General features: G+C 45.4%; 17 protein-coding genes. 8 read left to right on the top strand and 9 right to left on the bottom strand.

Annotation, left to right across the window (positions count from 1 at the left end):
- Nucleotides 1–56: 56 nt before the first annotated feature.
- On the top strand, nucleotides 57–842 hold the full coding sequence (locus ITG12_RS26240) for a phosphotransferase (RefSeq protein ID WP_038876520.1): 786 nt from the start codon (nucleotides 57–59) through the stop codon (nucleotides 840–842).
- Here the strand turns inward: ITG12_RS26240 and ITG12_RS26245 are convergent.
- Nucleotides 839–1,729 carry a LysR family transcriptional regulator gene (locus ITG12_RS26245; protein WP_038868253.1) on the bottom strand — a complete coding sequence of 297 codons (891 nt, stop codon included), beginning with the start codon at nucleotides 1,727–1,729 and terminating at the stop codon, nucleotides 839–841. The genes ITG12_RS26240 and ITG12_RS26245 overlap by 4 nt on opposite strands.
- 209 nt (nucleotides 1,730–1,938) lie before the next feature.
- On the opposite strand from ITG12_RS26245, the gene ITG12_RS26250 reads away from it, so the two are divergent.
- On the top strand, nucleotides 1,939–2,178 hold the full coding sequence (locus ITG12_RS26250; RefSeq protein ID WP_009705043.1) for a hypothetical protein: 240 nt from the start codon (nucleotides 1,939–1,941) through the stop codon (nucleotides 2,176–2,178).
- 224 nt (nucleotides 2,179–2,402) lie between these two features.
- Nucleotides 2,403–3,674 carry an Nramp family divalent metal transporter gene (locus ITG12_RS26255; protein WP_038868255.1) on the top strand — a complete coding sequence of 424 codons (1,272 nt, stop codon included), beginning with the start codon at nucleotides 2,403–2,405 and terminating at the stop codon, nucleotides 3,672–3,674.
- 81 nt (nucleotides 3,675–3,755) lie between these two features.
- Here ITG12_RS26255 and ITG12_RS26260 read toward each other — a convergent pair whose 3' ends face one another.
- Complete coding sequence (locus ITG12_RS26260; RefSeq protein WP_038876517.1) at nucleotides 3,756–5,231, bottom strand: MFS transporter; 1,476 nt, start codon at nucleotides 5,229–5,231, stop codon at nucleotides 3,756–3,758.
- A gap of 373 nt (nucleotides 5,232–5,604) precedes the next feature.
- Nucleotides 5,605–6,975 carry an L-serine ammonia-lyase gene (locus tag ITG12_RS26265; protein ID WP_038876515.1) on the bottom strand — a complete coding sequence of 457 codons (1,371 nt, stop codon included), beginning with the start codon at nucleotides 6,973–6,975 and terminating at the stop codon, nucleotides 5,605–5,607.
- 144 nt (nucleotides 6,976–7,119) lie between these two features.
- Between ITG12_RS26265 and ITG12_RS26270 the strand changes: the two genes are divergently transcribed.
- Nucleotides 7,120–7,956 carry a YdcF family protein gene (locus ITG12_RS26270; RefSeq protein ID WP_248874517.1) on the top strand — a complete coding sequence of 279 codons (837 nt, stop codon included), beginning with the start codon at nucleotides 7,120–7,122 and terminating at the stop codon, nucleotides 7,954–7,956.
- A gap of 15 nt (nucleotides 7,957–7,971) precedes the next feature.
- Here ITG12_RS26270 and ITG12_RS26275 read toward each other — a convergent pair whose 3' ends face one another.
- Nucleotides 7,972–8,631, bottom strand: coding sequence for a hypothetical protein (locus ITG12_RS26275; RefSeq protein ID WP_038868264.1), 660 nt, complete (start codon nucleotides 8,629–8,631; stop codon nucleotides 7,972–7,974).
- Nucleotides 8,632–8,892: 261 nt separating this feature from the next.
- A complete protein-coding gene (locus ITG12_RS26280; RefSeq protein ID WP_038876511.1) occupies nucleotides 8,893–9,153 on the bottom strand; it encodes a DUF333 domain-containing protein in 261 nt (86 codons plus the stop codon).
- A gap of 228 nt (nucleotides 9,154–9,381) precedes the next feature.
- Here ITG12_RS26280 and ITG12_RS26285 point away from each other — a divergent pair, with 228 nt between their 5' ends.
- The gene (locus ITG12_RS26285) at nucleotides 9,382–9,900 is read left to right on the top strand and encodes an NUDIX hydrolase (protein ID WP_038876509.1); all 519 of its coding nucleotides are present in this window, start codon (nucleotides 9,382–9,384) and stop codon (nucleotides 9,898–9,900) included.
- A gap of 404 nt (nucleotides 9,901–10,304) precedes the next feature.
- Here the strand turns inward: ITG12_RS26285 and ITG12_RS26290 are convergent, their stop codons facing one another.
- The 4 genes from ITG12_RS26290 to flgA form a co-directional block, all read right to left on the bottom strand.
- Entirely contained in the window at nucleotides 10,305–10,982 is a 678-nt protein-coding gene (locus ITG12_RS26290) for a lytic transglycosylase domain-containing protein (protein ID WP_038876544.1), read from the bottom strand.
- 46 nt (nucleotides 10,983–11,028) lie between these two features.
- Complete coding sequence (flgN, locus tag ITG12_RS26295) at nucleotides 11,029–11,466, bottom strand: flagellar export chaperone FlgN (RefSeq protein ID WP_038876507.1); 438 nt, start codon at nucleotides 11,464–11,466, stop codon at nucleotides 11,029–11,031.
- A 22-nt stretch (nucleotides 11,467–11,488) separates the two neighbouring features.
- Nucleotides 11,489–11,770: a flagellar biosynthesis anti-sigma factor FlgM gene (gene flgM / locus ITG12_RS26300; RefSeq protein WP_027726655.1), complete on the bottom strand. Its 282-nt coding sequence runs from the start codon at nucleotides 11,768–11,770 to the stop codon at nucleotides 11,489–11,491.
- A gap of 138 nt (nucleotides 11,771–11,908) precedes the next feature.
- Nucleotides 11,909–12,706: a flagellar basal body P-ring formation chaperone FlgA gene (gene flgA, locus ITG12_RS26305; protein ID WP_081634925.1), complete on the bottom strand. Its 798-nt coding sequence runs from the start codon at nucleotides 12,704–12,706 to the stop codon at nucleotides 11,909–11,911.
- A gap of 78 nt (nucleotides 12,707–12,784) precedes the next feature.
- Here flgA and flgB point away from each other — a divergent pair, with 78 nt between their 5' ends.
- The 3 genes from flgB to flgD are packed head-to-tail and all read left to right on the top strand — an operon-like array spanning nucleotide 12,785 to nucleotide 14,270.
- Nucleotides 12,785–13,147: a flagellar basal body rod protein FlgB gene (gene flgB, locus ITG12_RS26310; RefSeq protein WP_038876504.1), complete on the top strand. Its 363-nt coding sequence runs from the start codon at nucleotides 12,785–12,787 to the stop codon at nucleotides 13,145–13,147.
- 2 nt (nucleotides 13,148–13,149) lie between these two features.
- Complete coding sequence (gene flgC / locus ITG12_RS26315) at nucleotides 13,150–13,584, top strand: flagellar basal body rod protein FlgC (protein ID WP_005432431.1); 435 nt, start codon at nucleotides 13,150–13,152, stop codon at nucleotides 13,582–13,584.
- Nucleotides 13,584–14,270 (top strand): flagellar hook assembly protein FlgD, encoded by a 687-nt coding sequence (flgD, locus tag ITG12_RS26320; protein ID WP_005535962.1) that lies wholly within the window; start codon nucleotides 13,584–13,586, stop codon nucleotides 14,268–14,270. Before flgC ends, flgD begins: the two co-directional genes overlap by 1 nt.
- Nucleotides 14,271–14,272: the final 2 nt, after the last annotated feature.

Here is a 14,272-nt window from a genome sequence, read left to right on the forward strand (position 1 = left end):
ACGTTTCAAGTCGTCATTACTCATGAGCGATTTGCTCGACTTTTCAAGGAGGGGTCATGGAAACGTTACAAGGTGGCCGAGAAGGGGCTATTTATCGTAAAGGAGACTTGGTCAGTCGACCTGCAAGTCTTTGGACCATAACCATTCATCAATTGCTTCATCATCTTCATGCCAACGGTTTTCATGCTTGTCCTAAAGCGGTGTCAATTGAAGGTGGAAAAGAGTTGCTGACCTTCGTCGATGGAGAAAGCTATAACTATCCTTTGCAGGGAGAGATTGCTTCGCTCTCGGCTCTTACTTCCGCAGCAAAACTGCTCCGACAACTGCATGATGCTTCTCAAGACTTCCTTTCCAGACATCAAGATGAAGTTTGCCATTGGATGCTGCCAACTCGCTTGCCACACGAAGTCATCTGCCATGGCGACTTTATGCCCTATAACGTTGCGTTAAAGGATGGCGCTGTCGTGGGCATTTTTGATTTTGATACGGCACACCCAGCTCCAAGAATTTGGGATGTGGCTTTTTCAGTCTATGGTTGGGCGCCATTTAAGACCGATGAAAATGACAAAATGGGCACGCTTGAAGAGCAGATTAAACGAGCAAAGCGTTTCTGTGACGCCTATGGTTGTTCAAGGTTAGAGCGAGAAGAACTGGTGGATACGATGACGCTGCGTTTGACTGCACTGGTAGACTTTATGCGTACGTCTGCTGCCACTGGCGATGCGCAATTTCAAGCGAACATGGATGATTGCCACCATACGGCTTATTTACAAGACATTGAGTATCTTAAGAAACATCACCAAGCGATCACACTCGGTGTGTTAGGTGAAGCACCGTTTTAATCGGGTTTTGAATGCTTCGCGATGATCGTTTGGATGACATTGAATAGCCATTGATTTTGCGGGTCATGCTGCTGAGAGCGACGGCAACTCATAACAAAGCTAACACCCAACTCCAACCCGTTTGGTAAATCTATACTACGGCAACTTTCTGGAACATTACCGCTCATGGTGATCCCAAAATGATCGGTTTGCATGATGATGCTATGAATCATTGCGGGGTGCTCCACTTCCACTTTGGGCGTGACATCGAAACCAATGTTCTTTAAACGATCGAGCAATGGGTATTTATGATCATTCCACCCCGGCGTTTTGAACAGTAGTAAGGCGTAGTCACTTAATGATTGGAAGTCTCGTGCTGGATGGTCGTTTCGCACAAAGAACACCGCTTTTCCTTTCCCCAATTCTTTCTGAGCGATTGACTGAGGTAAGTCTTCATCAAAGTAGTGAATTGCAATAGCGTTTTCACCATCGATGATTCGATTACGGGCATCTGCTCCCCACCTTAAAAACGCATATCTCGCGTTAGGTGCTTGCTTGATAAGTTCAATGTACAGTTTGTCGCCAAAGCGATCCCAGAACAGGGTATTGGCGTAAATGGATACTTCACCAGTAAAGTGAGCGGGTGAGAATTCTTGTGGTTTGATGGCATCCACGCTTGCTAGAATCTGCTCAAAATGAGGCATGTTGGCTTCGACAAACGAGGTCGGCTCAAAGCCATTTTTGGTTTGAATGAACAAAGGATCGTCCAGTTGCGCTTTCATCTTGGTTAAGTTCTTACTGATGGCACCTGAGGTTTTCCCCATCGATTCTGCCACTAAACGAACATTACGCAGCTCATACATGCGCTTTAATACCAAAACGTTTTGCATATCCAGATTCATTGTCATTCTTTTACTCCAGCCAACGTTGCCACGGCATCATAACTCCGCCTCCCATAAAAAAAGACAGGGGATGGTCAATTCTAAGTTTATGGCAGAAAAGCATTTTTTGACCGAGGATTTCCATTTGGTAAATTCGGGTTTTCCTCGTGCTACTTTGGAACTGTTGCTACAGTTTCTTCATCGAAACGATGTACCACAAATAATCGAGGTGACGTATGAAAAAACTAATCGCACTAGTAGGCTTAATGGCTTGTTCAATGAATGTAGCATTCGCTGGCGATGGCTCATACACGGGTACCATTGATATGGCTACTAGCCAAACAAACCAAGTTAATGTGGAGCGTGCGGATTCTAACCTGACTCTTAAAGGTCGTAATGACGCTACTTACGGTGGTGTGATGATTCAAACAGACGCTTCTAACCAACCGATTCAATTGCGCGGCCGTCGCGACTAAGTAATCGAAACCATCCCCCGCTTTCAATGCCGCGTCTAACGCGGCATTGTTGTTTTTGGTCGATGGCAAGCCAAATTCAACAGAAATCTTTGATAGCTTTTGTTTATCGATAATTAAAAATTAATTGTTGAAATCTTAATTACCGTTTTTGTGCACCCAAATGATATTGATTATCATTTGGGTGGGCGTATGATTCTTCTCATCGACTAGAGAGGAATATCGTCATGAGTAATGTATCGATAAATAATGCATCCATACATTTAGATGCCGCCACAACATCAAAAGTTTCGGCATTCAACAAAATCAAACGCAAAATGCTGATGTTAGGCCCGGCGTTTATTGCCGCGATTGGTTACATCGACCCAGGCAACTTTGCGACAAATATTGAATCAGGATCTTCATTTGGTTACCAGCTACTTTGGGTAGTGCTATGGGCAAACCTAATGGCGATGTTGATTCAGTATTTATCCGCCAAGCTAGGTATCGTTACAGGCAAAAATCTAGCGGAGCATCTACGTGACCACTTACCAAATAAATGGGCGGTAGGCTTCTACTGGATCCAAGCTGAAATCATCGCGATAGCGACAGACCTTGCCGAGTTTATCGGTGCAGCAGTCGGCTTTCAGTTGGTGTTTGGAATTAGCTTAATGGAAGGAGCGATGATCACTGCGGTAGCAACCGTGATGATTTTGATGCTTAACCAGAAAGGTCAAAAACCGCTAGAAGTCGTGATCGGTTCACTTTTGATGTTGGTGGCGGTTATCTACATTGCTGAACTGTTTTTTGCGCACCCTGCGGGCGGTGAAATGGTGAAAGGTTTGCTGACTCCAACCTTTACGGATTCACATCAAATCTATCTTGCTGCAGGTATTCTAGGCGCGACTGTAATGCCTCACGTGATCTATCTTCATTCTGCACTGTTCAAAAACAGCTATGGCGAAAGCACCAAAACTCGCCTTCGCACCACTCGCTTTGATGTGTTGATTGCGATGGTAATTGCAGGCTTTGTGAATATCGCAATTGTGGCGATGGCTGCTGCCGTGTTCCATTACTCAGGCAACCAACATGTGGCGGAAATTGAAACAGCGTACATGACGCTAACGCCATTGGTAGGTAAAGCCGCATCTGTGTTGTTTGGTGTTTCGTTGATTGCTTCAGGCCTGTCTTCTACCGTTGTTGGAACAATGGCAGGTCAGGTGGTGATGCAAGGCTTTGTCCGCTTCTCTATTCCAATGTGGGTACGACGCTTTATTACTATGGCACCTTCGTTTGTGGTGATTGGTTTAGGCATGAACACCACCGATATCTTGGTGATGAGCCAAGTGGTGTTGAGCTTTGGTATTGCGTTGGCGATTATCCCATTGCTTATCTTTACCAACAGCGAACGCTTGATGGGTGAGTTCAAAAATAACAAATGGGTCTCTTATGTCGGTATGGTTATCGTTACTTTAGTACTCGCACTCAACGGTTATCTGATGGTTACTTTAACCGCTTAATGATTTCTCTATCCTTCTTCTTTGTCGATAAAAAAACGGAAGCCGCTTGGCTTCCGTTTTTCGTTTGCTGCTGAGAGAGAATTAGTTTTGCTCAACCACTTCCAATTCAGCTTCACTTTGTTTTGCTGCTTCAAGCATCTTACGAATGATGAATGACGCGCCCAAGGCAATCGCAACCATCACAACCGCTAGGATAGTCAGCAGTTGGAAGTATTCGCCGTAAACGTGTTGTACGATCTCTTGGGTGATCTCTTGGCCTTTCTCTAGTGCGATAGACGTAGAGAACGCAGCACCAACGATACCACTTAGTGCGATTGCTACAGAGAACAAGCTTACTGAGAAGTTTTCGATGTGCTTAGGTGCCACAGATAGAATGAACGCAACTACCATTGAACCTACGATAACTTCCGCAATTGCTTGGAAGAAGTGAATCGCTAGGAAGATTTCAGGCATGATGATAACGTCTTCGCCAACAGTCGTTACCGCGAACGTTAGGATGCCGAATGCGATAGCGGTTAGCACGAATGCCAATGCAATCTTAGTCGCGGTTGATAGGTGAATATCACGTTTTTCTAGCATGCCAAAGAAGCCAGCAACGATAGGGCCACCAACCATACACCATAGTGGGTTCATTGCCATTGCTGCTTCAGGCTCTAGTGGGATGAAGCCAAATAGAGAACCTTTCAGAGTGTTAATCGCTACCATGTTCATTGAAGTCATCATTTGACCGTAGTAAACGAAGAAACACGTGGTTAGGAAGGTAACGATAAGGATAGTACCCATCTTCAATGATTCCGCTTTGCTTGCTTTCAACATCAAAGAAACAAAGTAAAGAATCGCTGCACCGCCGATAGCGTAAACGATGTTTTGACCGATATCCATGTTAGAGAACATGAAGAATACCAGTGCAATCATCGCCGCAGAGATAATGGCGAAGAAGATCCAGTTCTTCATGCTTACGCTTTGACGATCCAGATCAGAAGCAACGCCAACCAAGCCTTTGCGGAACACAAGTAGCATCACCAATGCTGCGCCAGCCATCACTGCTGAAATAGTGAAACCACCATTAAAGCCGATGATAAGCACAATCATAGGGAACAAGTATTGGCCTAGGAAAGCGCCCACGTTGTTCACTGAGTAGTTAATTGGGTAGCCTTTCTCGAAGTCTTCTTGCGACTTAAAGGTACGTTTGTACAAGCTAGGGTAAGAAGGAGACATTAAACCACGGCCGTAACTTGCCAATGCGATACCACACATGGAAAGCGGTACGTTGGTTGCCGAAGCACCAAGAACAAGCAGTACATAGCCAGATGCGAATGCTAAGAAGGCAATCGATAGAGAGCGGTAAGCACCTAAAAATTTGTCAGCGATAAAGCCGCCAGCAATCGCAAATAGAGGGCCAATCGCCGAAAATGCACCGACGATCATCATGGTATCAGCTTCGTTGTAATTCAGATCCTCTAAGAAGAAACGCGTCAGACTGACTAACACGCCATAAAATGATAAGCCAAACATCATTTGGCAGAACATCATAGATTTATTTAGTTTATTCCACATAATTAAATACTCACTATTGCGAGAAAGGTAGTTATTATTTCTGTTAAATGTTACTTAAACGCTATGTTACATATTGAAACAATTGTCGCATAAACTGAATTTAATGCACTAAAATTTCTAATGCGAAACGTTTGCCTCACTAATGTGTTGTTCTAGATCAACTAGAAATTATGTGAATAAATGACCAAAAAGTAACAATTTATAAGATGATTGTTCTCATATGGTTTTTAAGGTTTTGAAAAGTCGTTGAAATAATAAACAGACGGGAGAGTTTGAGTAAATAAGGTGGTTTTTGATAAGAAAACAGGCGTTGGCGGAATTTTGTCCGCCAACAATGAAAAATATTAATTAGCAATAACTGATATAAAGTATGCTATTCGCATGGTGGGGCCATATGAATCACCGCGAGTCCACCAAGTGATGTCTCACGATATTTCTTATTCATGTCTTTGCCCGTTTGGTACATGGTTTCGATAACTTTATCTAATGAAATAAGGCATTTGCTGGTGCGTTTCAGTGCCATGCGTGATGCGTTAATGGCTTTCATCGCGCCCATCGCGTTTCGCTCGATACACGGCACCTGAACCAGACCACCAATTGGGTCACAAGTCATGCCAAGCGAATGCTCCATGGCGATTTCTGCGGCAATACAGATTTGCTCATTACTGCCTCCACGCAGTGCCGTTAAGCCTGCGGCCGCCATCGAAGACGATACCCCGACTTCGCCTTGGCATCCAACCTCTGCTCCTGAGATGGAAGCGTTGGTTTTGTACAAGATGCCAATCGCCCCCGCCACGGCTAAGAAGTCTTTCAATTGCTTGTTATCGAGCTCCTTAATAAAGCGGTGGTAGTACATAAGCACGGCAGGAATAACACCGGCAGCACCATTGGTTGGTGATGTCACTACTTGACCACCTGCAGCATTCTCTTCACTCACTGCGAAAGCAAACAGGTTAATCCAATCCATGATCTCCATTGGATCGTTCTCGACTGCCGCATTGGCTTCGAGTTTTTTGAGTAGGTTTGGTGCTCGGCGAGTTACGTTCAACCCGCCTTCGAGAATGCCTTCGGTATCAAAGCCTCGTTGCATGCACAGCGACATCACTTTCCAGATCTGCTCAGCTTTTTGATCGATCTCTTCTTGTTCGCGAAAAGCCAATTCGTTTTGTAGGATCATGCCTCCTAGACTGAGGCCATTGAGCTCTGCGTTTTCCAACATTTCGTCGGCAGAAGAAAACGGAAAGCGTACTTCAACTTGAGCATCATTGCTGCCGTGTTCCAGTTCCGCTGCCGTCGCGATAAAGCCACCACCAATAGAGTAGTAAGTTTCAAACGCCACCTGATCACCAGAAGCATCATAAGCCGTGATGGTCATGCCATTTTCATGAAGAGGAAGGTTATCACTGTGGAAGACAATATCGTGATCATAGCTAAACACGATCTCATGAACACCTGCAACCGAGAGTGTGCCATGTTCAATGGTATGTTGTAGCGCCGCTTTTGCACTGGTCATTTTAATGGTATCGGGTTTATTGCCCATTAAACCAAGGACGGTAGCGCGGTCTGTATGGTGGCCTTTGCCAGTCAGCGATAAAGAACCGTAAAGGTCAACTTGCACCTTGTGCACTTTCGCCATAGAGTCGCAAAGTAATTGAGTGAAATGGTAACCTGCGAGCATTGGGCCATTGGTGTGGGAGCTAGATGGACCGACACCGACCTTAAAAATATCGAAAATCGACAGCATAATTGACTTCCTTTCTCTACGGACCTTTATTCAGGTCTCTAAAATGACATTGTTAATTAGATGTTAATACCTGTGAGAGTATTGGCAAAGCAGATTTTTGTATACAAATTGTTCGCTAAAGTATGAGTAATTGAGATCTGGGTAATGAAGTTAAACAAGGTAGTGATCATTTTAGGTAAGCGGTTGGTGCACGATCAGTTAAGTGCTGAAGGTCGCTCACGCGTGGAAGCGCTGTTGAATGTTTTAAACGAATTTTGCTTTGAGACGACTGCCTTGGTTTTTTGTGGCGGTGTGACCCAAGGACAAACCGTCTCAGAAGCGGATGCGATGTACCGCTACTTTTACCAGTTAGCTAAGGCTAGGGAAATCGATTTTCCTGAGCAGCAGGTCATCATCGAGAATCGTTCACTCAATACGGTGCAGAACATGCAAAATGCCGCTGCGGAGTTATTAAGAAGTGGCCTTTGCGAGGCAGGGCAAACCATTGACGTCACTTTACTCTCCAATGACTACCATCTAGAGCGCATCATCGAGATTCAAACCTTAATGGATGAACAGGGTTTATTACGCGTATTGAAGTCGCGCTGTGCAGAAGTGGGCGTAAAGCTCAACATTTCACTCGACCTCTCACACCATGTGAGTGTGCCTTACCCTAATACAGGCGTTTTAGCGGAAGCATTTTTGTTGTTTGATGAACTCACGACTTACCGCGTGTATCTAGAGGGAGTTAAGCGTGGCGCTTTTGAACGTGATCTCGCTGAGGTACGAGCAAAGCCTTTAGACATTGGCCTTGGTGCGATAGAAAAGCTTCAAGCGCTCGATTTAGAGCCTGAAGTGCGAGGGCAAATTGCAGATATGAAAAAGGCCATCGAAATGACGGCCTTTGATGATTCAGTGGTTGCAGCAGAGCAAGCGTTAGCAGTGTTTCATCCGATATTAACGACGTTGAACCTGCAACTTGACCCCGAAGCGAATAGCTAGTTAAGCCACTTCAACTTACTGACGCTTAAGTTCGCGACGTGTGCGTACGGCACTTAGCGCGATTAGGCTGTAACACAACAGCTCCATACCTTCTTCTGAGATGTTTTTCACATCGCGTACGTAGTGCTCGCCCATTACGTGTTGCCAGAAGCTACCCATGCCGTACAGGCGAGAGAACACCAACAACAAGATCACTGAGCCGATAAGTAGCTTCATGTAAGGTGATTGTAGAATGGTTGCCATTTCGTTCACGGTACCTTTACCACCTTGGTAAGCTTTCGCACAAGCCAGTGCCGCTAACGCAAGGGCAGGAAAGACCCAAGAGCCGTGGTGGATCATGTCAAACCAGTAATCCATTTCACGGATCATCAATACCGCAAAAAAGCCTGAAATAAGTATCGCGGCATGTGAGACATGAGTCTCTTGTTTAGACATGCGGAAGAAAGACCAAGATGCAACCGCCAGCATGATCAATTGCAGTGTTTCAGTAATAGAGGTTTCGCCCAATGAAGAACCTAATAAAACGTAGTCCACTCGGATACTTAGGTTGACTAAAATACTGATGGCAACAATGGTGAGTGCACTTAGCATCGACTTATAGATGATGCGTTTTGATTCTTCTGTAATGACGTTCGTTTGTGCCGATTCGGCTTGCTTAACAGTATTTGTTTTCATCCTGACCACCCGCTCCGATAAAAATGTGGAAAAAACGTGAAATTTCGTGATGTGTGCAAGGAATTTTATTGACCACTTGGAAAGTAATGTCAGGGAAATGTCAGAATAAAACGCCGTTCGATATCGTATCGCTATGCGGTAAGGCTGGTGGATAAAGGGCTAAGTATCAGAATGTAGGGAAATTTACGGTAAACAAAAAGGAGCTTAACGCTCCTTTGTTGATAAAATTGTAATCTTAGATTGCGCAAATGTTAACGTTGTTTACGACTCGCCATCTTCTTTGTGGTTGTTGCGGTAGTATTCCCACTGCTCAAAGCGCTCGTTTTCAGACAGTTGGCAGTAAGTTACGCGTTCACCATTTTCCGTTACTGTATCTAGCTCGCCGCCTTGCTGTACGCAGTATACCGCTGCTGGGTTTGCTGCTGATGTGTATTCATTTGAGCGAGTCGCACCTTCATAAGTTGAACAACCTGCCAACACCATCGCTGCTGCCACTGCCGTTACTAAAGTTGTCTTTTTCATTCTTGATCTCCGCATGGGATTAACGAGTAGTGTGTTGATTATAGGAGAGTTTCAGAAAAATATTGTCTTATGTTTGTTAAAAGCACGACGCTTGTAAGGGAATTCTGTGCAATTTTAGAATTTGCTCACTGTTCGCCTATATTTGTTTCAGAGGTGCTCAAATTGAAACTTGGGAATGCGCATGAATTTCGGTAGTATGCGCGCAAAACATTCACAGCGGAATCTGCGATGAGACATTTGAAAACCACCACGCACCCAGATATCGAACATCTGGATGAAAAAATCATCTTCCAACGCAATGCGGCGCGCGCCATTGTATTAGACGGTGAAGATGTCCTGCTTCTTTACACAGAGCGTTACCACGATTACACCCTGCCTGGCGGTGGCATCGATGACGGTGAGGATGTGATTGCAGGTTTGGTTCGTGAGTTGGAAGAAGAAACGGGTGCGAAGAACATTCACAACATCAAGCCTTACGGTATCTTCGAAGAATTTCGTCCTTGGTACAAAGACGATGCCGATGTGATGCACATGACGTCTTATTGCTACACGTGCAAAATTGACCGTGAGCTAGGTGAAACGGCTTATGAAGATTACGAAGTGAAGAACGGCATGCGCCCAGTATGGATGAATGTTCACGACGCGATCGCGCACAATGAAAAGACGATGGCGGAAAGTCCGAAGAAAGGCATGAGCATTGAACGCGAAACTTTCTTGCTACAACTTATCGCAAAAGAGTTGCTGTAACTCTCCTCAGATCAAAATTGTAACTTCCAAGCAATAAAAAAAGTCCGAGCTCCCCCCCGGAACCCGGACTTATTCCAGACGCGCAAGCGAAGCGTCATCTCGATATTCTGTTTTTTGTATCAATCTGTGAAAACAATAGCGGCTTTATATTTGTTGTGTAAATAATTAATAGGTCTAACTATTGGTTTTCACTTTATTTGCACACGTAATGTGATGGATATCTAGCCAATACACAAGTGCAAGTTGGTAAATTATCAGCAAACCACTGCTCTTTCTTATCTTTGAGATACATTACCGTAACTTTTATGCACGCGTTTGCATCGAGATCACGAGTTTGCAAATTGGCAGAACAGGATCTTGTAATTTTACGTGCTTCTGACATTGGTGGAATTTAGTGAGAGTGTTCACAATTCCACGAGTGGGGGTAATCGACTAAGGTCTATAAGCGGTTCGGCGTAGATGGAGGATTGGTTTGCAAACAAAAGTAATGGCTGGAAAGAATCGGTACGCAATTGTTGTATGTTTACCAAACGTTCCAATGCGTAAAAGCGATTAACGTATTGCTGAGTCTCTTTGGGCAAAGTAAGTGCCGTGAAATCTCGACTATCTGCTTTTTTGATGGCTCGTGCAACGCGACCTTCTCCTGCGTTGTATGCGGCCAGAGTGAGCGCAATATCTTGATCAAACTTGTTATACAGAAATTCCAAATATCTTATGGCGGCTTGAGTGCTGGCTTTAGTATCAAAGCGCTCATCTTGCTTATCGCTCACTTGCAAGCCAAAGCGCGTCGCTGTAGCAGGAATCAGTTGCCATAAACCGGCGGCATTGGCGTGTGATACTGCTTTCGGGTTGTAAGATGATTCCAGCATGGGCACTAACACCAAGTTGGCGGGTAAAGACTTTTGCTTAAGCTGTTTGAAAATATGATCGAGAAGCGGGCTAACGGAATCGAGACGTTGGCTAATTTGCGTTTGATATGGCGCGAGCACTTGATATTGCTGGTCGATACTGGCTTTATGCGGCTTGGCCATCGTCATTGGAGACAAGCACATCACGCACAAAACAAAAAAGCCCACAGCAATCGACCGGGATGGCGGTAGACTCTGCAGGCAAGGCGAGAATCGTTGTTTAGAACGAGCGCTCTTCATAAGTGTGTTGCACAGGTTGTTTGAGTTGACTGACTAACTCTTGGAACGCTGCAGAGCTTTGGCCATTGCTCTGATTGTCCTGTTGGCATTGTTTCACCAAGGATTCCAACAGCGTCCATTGTTTTCTCGCTTGCGTACCAATCTTGGCGGGCAAGGCATTGAAAATACGATTCACACTGGTTTCATTACAAGGCAATCCGAGCTTACGCATTAACTGGCTTCTTTCGCTTACAGAGCGACCAAGCTGATTCAAAATCGGCATTTGTTTTTGAATGTTCTCGCTTAGCGCCTCACCATCGAACTTCAAATACAGTGCTTTTTGCTGTTGAATCAGCCCAAGCAATTGCTGGTAGAGTTTGATGTCTTCGGAAATAGAACGAACAAACTGCTGAATATGCTGTGATGCCGCCGTTGCCATGCATGACTCCTAATGCGCTGCGTTACTCGTGACCGGTGTGAAATTGCATTACTGCTTTGGATAATGCTTTGGTATCTAGATTCAGTTCACCACGTGCCAACGCATTGCGAATTTGCTCAACCTTTGCCATGTCTACGTCTGGCAGGGATTTCATTTCTGCTTGAGCGCGATCGATCGCAGCTGTGTTCGCTTGGAATGCTGGCTCGTTAATTTTGCTCTGTGCGATGGTGTCGACTGGCTTTTTACTCGCCTGCTGGAATTTAGTTTGTGGGACATGACCGCCCGCGACTTTGTCGATTTTCATGCTGTTGTCCTCAATCATCATGTTCTAAATCGAATAGGCGACTAGGGCGTGATGAACATTAAATATTTATTTTTTGTACTCGAAGTTCACCTGTGATGACGAGTGCCTAAATCGAAAAATGATAACCTGAGTCCAAAATCAAAATTGGGTATGCACCTGATTGAGCCCCGTTACGACAGCGCGTATCACCTTGCCAGAACTGATGTTTTCTACCTCAATTTGCTGACCTTTCTTACCTTGTTCTAAAGCGACTCCCTTAGTGCTGGCACTAAATCCATCTTTGCTGGCGATGATGATCACTTCGTTGCCTTTCTCGATCAATGGCGGCGAACTTAAGTTGGTTGGGTCAATGATTTGGCCTGCGCGAATGCGGCGGGTGGCCTCAAGGCCAATGGCTTGGTTTGTTTTCGTGTAGAAATCGTCTTGGCGTGAAATTGTGCGTGTTTCTGATTTTAAGTTTGAGGCTGAGAGGGTTTCGTTGCGGTCAATTGTGCTGGTGGCAACAAGCACAGGAAGCGTCACCACCGATTTGATTGTGACATTGATGCGCCATGGAGAGCTCACCGCTTCACAACTGACAGCACGCTTTAAATTGCCAACAGGCAACGGGCGGTTATCGCGTCCTGTGATTGCCAAAGGGGCGTCACAAACCGGTAGATGATTGGCAGAGCCTGGCACCCATATTTGATAATCGAGTTGGTAATTTCCCCATTGACGTGAGTGTGCTACTTGCGCCACTTCTTGCTCAAACTGCTCGCTGACAATGGCTTTTAACTCGTCTGCGGTTAGGTTTTTCTCATTCGCTAAAGCACTGATTGAGCTTGCACTCAAAGCCAAACCGCAAAGCAGCATGATTGAGGAAAGTCGACCTTTCCCCTTGGTTTGAATGGTTTCCGTAAACCGGAAGCGAGGCTTCCTTTCTTGTTTGTAATTCATTGATATATATAACTAAATTTTATGGCATGCATCTTGTTTTGATCTTGGCGTATTCGAGCCGACTTTAAGGAAAGATGCATGGCGATCACATTCGAAAATGCGTTAGGTGTACATCCAGAGGCACTCAATTTTCGCGTTCAGCGTACCAAAGTCCTCGCCAGTAACCTAGCAAATGTTGATACCCCAGGGTACTTGGCAAAGGACCTAAGTTTCACCACCGTGATGAACCAAATGTCAGCGGGCAGTGTGAATAAACCGGTGCCGAAGTTTCAGGTTGAGGCGAAATATTCGGTGCCTTACCAAAACAGCAAAGACGGCAACACTGTGGAACTGGGCGTTGAACAAGCCAAGTTCACGCAAAACAACATGGACTTTCAAACCAGCCTGACGTTTCTCAACATGAAATTCAGTGGCTTGGCGAAAGTGATTGAGGGACGTTAAACATGTCATTTACTGATATCTATTCGATCACTGGCTCGGCGATGACGGCACAAACCGTTCGCCTGAACACGGTAGCCAGTAACCTTGCCAACGCCGACGCGGTGTCTGCCAATCCGGATGATGCCTACAAAGCACTCAAACCTGTGTTCGCCACTGTGTATCAAAAAACGCAGATGGCGACGGAAAACGGTGTTTATCCGAATGCGGAAGTGCGCATTGTAGATGTGGTGCAAAACGCAGGTCAGGCAGAAAAACGCTTTGAACCTAACAACCCGTTAGCGAACGATGAAGGCTATGTGTACTACCCAGACATTGATGTGGTGTCAGAGATGGCCGACATGATGTCCGCAACGCGCAGCTTTGAAACCAACGTGGAAGTGCTGACGAATGTGAAAAGCATGCAGCAAGGTCTGCTTCGATTAGGGCAGGGTAATTAATGAGTCTCGCACAATACACTGCGCTCTCTTCTGACGCACCAGTCGCAACTACCGCTAGTGGTGATACCGGCGGCATTTCTGCGAACCCATCGGATATGAACAGCGCAACGTCACTGCAAAACGAGTTTATCTCGCTCATGGTGGCGCAAATTCAAAACCAAGATCCACTTAACCCGCTTGATGGCACTGAGTATGTCAGCCAGCTAGCGCAATTTTCGCAAGTTCAAAGTACTGAAAACATGTCGATGCTGATGCAAAACAGCATGGTATTGCTCGACAACATGCAGGTGCTTTCAACGGCTGGTTTGGTTGGTCAAACCGTGTACGTCTCTTCAAACGAGTTTGAACTTGGTGAAGGTGTGCAAAGTGGCAAGGTCGAGCTAGAACACGGTTCGAACCAAGTGACGTTAGTCGTCAAAGATGAGTTCGGCCAATCAACCAAAGTGCCTTTAGGTGCACACGGTGCGGGTGACGTCGAATTCTCGATCAATCCAGAAGAGCTTGGTTTGAAACCGGGTAAATACACCGTTGCGGTGGAAGTTCAAGAAGGGCAAAAGAGCCCAAATGTTTTGCTGGCAGGCACGGTTGAGCAGGTACGAATTCCTAGCTCAGGTGGCGCAGCACTGGTCAATGTTCAAGGCGTTGGCAACGTTCCTTTCTATCAAATCACTCAGTTTGGTGCTTAACC

It is taken from the genome of Vibrio sp. ED002 (genome assembly GCF_023277445.1).
Lineage (GTDB): Bacteria > Pseudomonadota > Gammaproteobacteria > Enterobacterales > Vibrionaceae > Vibrio > Vibrio jasicida.